This window comes from Paracoccus sp. FO-3 (genome assembly GCF_006386455.1).
GTDB classification, from domain to species: Bacteria; Pseudomonadota; Alphaproteobacteria; order Rhodobacterales; family Rhodobacteraceae; genus Paracoccus; species Paracoccus versutus.
In genome coordinates this window covers 1-2,450 of the sequence record NZ_VCBQ01000222.1, presented here as the reverse complement: position 1 = coordinate 2,450, position 2,450 = coordinate 1, and the positions used below count along the sequence as shown (strand labels likewise).

General features: G+C 66.4%; 1 protein-coding gene and 1 pseudogene. Both read left to right on the top strand.

From position 1 onward, the window contains the following. Positions 1-504, top strand: a pseudogene (locus FE811_RS27770) (hypothetical protein); the annotation flags it as partial. Positions 505-839: 335 nt separating this feature from the next. Continuing rightward, on the top strand, positions 840-2,450 hold a 1,611-nt coding region (locus FE811_RS26445), incomplete at its 3' end, for an AAA family ATPase (RefSeq protein WP_255469861.1).

The following is a 2,450-nucleotide window of genomic DNA, read 5'->3' as shown; positions in this document are numbered from 1 at the left end:
GCCGGGTTTTACTCCGCCGTTGACACGTCGCATCCCCTAAAGAGACACAAACACCAGTTGGGGCTTCCCAAAGATGCTGATGCCGAGGTTCTCCGGGTCGTCGCGATGCCGACCGGCCACGATGCCTGCACGATGGAGAAGGCCGCCCATACGCGCCTCAAACGCCAGCATCCGGAGACCTTGGCTCCCAATCCGGAATACGCGGATCTGATGAATGTGGTGTCCGAGATCTACAGGCCGGGGTCGCTTTCCATCCTCCAGGCGACCCTCGACCGGATCGAAGCGGAGATCACCGGCGCCGCCCGCACCCGGATTCCGCATCACCTCTCCACCCCGCCGCGAGCCACGGCAGACGACAACCCGGAAGCCGCCCCCGATGACCCGGAATCACATCCGCCTGCCACATCGATCCCCCGGATCCCGGCAACGTCCCAACCCCGGCCCGTCGCCGCGTGGCGTGATCGCCTCCCGATCCTGGACCGTCATTGGGGCCTGACCGGGTAACGGGGGCCAGGGCAGGGCGTTCCGGATCCCGCGACGAGACCATTTCGCCGATCCGGATGACCCCTGCGGTCGGGCAAATGCCTGCGCGCCTCACCGCGATCCGGAAGCCATGCCGCGCCGAAGGCATGCCGAGGTTTCCTGCTACCTGCATCCCGGAGTCAGGATCCGAACGGGCCAGGCACCCCCGAACCCTGAAGGTTTCCGGATCTCCGCGCGCCCTCGGCCCGACACCGCCGCCGCATCCCGCCCCCTGCGGGACCGCGCCCCTCTGCAACCAACCCTGCCGCCATCCGGAGACCCGGATGGCCCTCCCCTCTCATACCCGGAACCCTGCCATGACCCAGACAATCGCAACCAGCCCCCGCAATCCTGACCTCAAATCCGGAACCCGTCATCCCGAGCCCTGGGCTTCCCTGGCCCGTCACGCCATTCGCCGCCTGCGGGCCGATCTGGCCGAGAGGCTGACCCCGTCCTGGGATCCCGCGCTCGACCCGGAAGACATGGATCTGCCGGAGATCCTTGAGGCGGCCATGTCGCCATCGGGGGGATCCGCGGCGCTTGACGCACTGAGCGCCAGCACCGCCGCCCAGAATATTTCGCCGGAAGAGCACGATGCCATCGCGCAAGCCGGGGGCGATCCGATGGCCACCAAGGCTGACGGCACATCGCATCCGCGCATCCGGTTGCCGACGAGCAAGTTGATCACGTTGCTGCGCCTTGTGGCCAGCATCGGCGATATCAAAGACCGTGATGCGATGCAGGCCACTGGGGCGATCACAGTGCTGGATCGCGTTCCGGGTGATCTCATCGATCAGATCAACAAACTCATTCCGCATGTGCTCACAGAAGCTTGGTCCGTTGCCCTGTCGCCTGGTCGCCTGCCGCGCGACAAGCCCTATCTGCTTCTGCTCAGTCCTGACATCTCGAACGCAAAGGTCTCGGAACGTGCGGAAGCCGCATTTGCCGATGATATCGCGCGCGCTGTCGATATGCGGGCACCGATCCTCATTCTGCTGCCAGAGGAGGCGAAGGGCCCGGCAATCCTGCACCATGCGCCGGTCCAGCGCCGGACCTTCGCCGCGCTTTCTATGGAAATTCTCATCGCGGCCTTACGTGCGACGCATAGCGCAACTGGTCGGATCGACGAGACCGCAGTGCGCGCCGCCCTGCCGGACGATGCCGTGCTGTCTGACGTGGAGCCCCTGGCCCTCGGTCTGGCGATGCGTGCGCCGACCGCGAAGGAGGTCGCCGAACGGATCGCCGCCCTCACGGCCAAGGCGCCACGCGCCGCGGCTGACGGCCCCTGGCTCGAGGATATCCATGGCGACAGTCCGGCACTCCGCGCGGCGCGCCAGATCGTGCGCGACCTGCGTATGTGGAAGCAACGCGAGGTCGCATGGCAGGACCTGACCCGGACGCTCCTGCTTTATGGCCCGCCCGGCACCGGCAAGAGCTGGATCGCCCGTGCGATGGGCAATTCCGCAGGCTTCGCGGTGGTAACGGGGACCTTCGGTGAATGGCAGGCCGGCGGGCATCTGGGCGACATGCTGCGCGAGATGCGGCGGACGTTTCGCGAGGCGCGTGCCAAAGCACCGACCGTGCTGATCATCGACGAGATCGATGCCGTCGGTTCGCGCGAGGATCGCGATCGGGATCGCCACAACCACAGCTATCGCGTTCAGGTGATCAATGCCTTCCTCGCCGAGATGGACGCCGTCGCACGGGAAGAGGGCGTGATCGTCATCGGCACCTGCAATCATCCCGAGTTGATCGACCCGGCGGTTTTGCGGGCCGGACGTTTCGACATGAAGGTCGCCCTGCCGCTGCCGGATGCCGACGCTCTCTACGGCGTCTTCCGGCATTGCCTGCCGGACTGGCGGGAGGCCGATCTGCGCGATCTTGCTACGCGTGCCGTCGGCTGCTCCGCCGCCGATGTCGATGCCGTC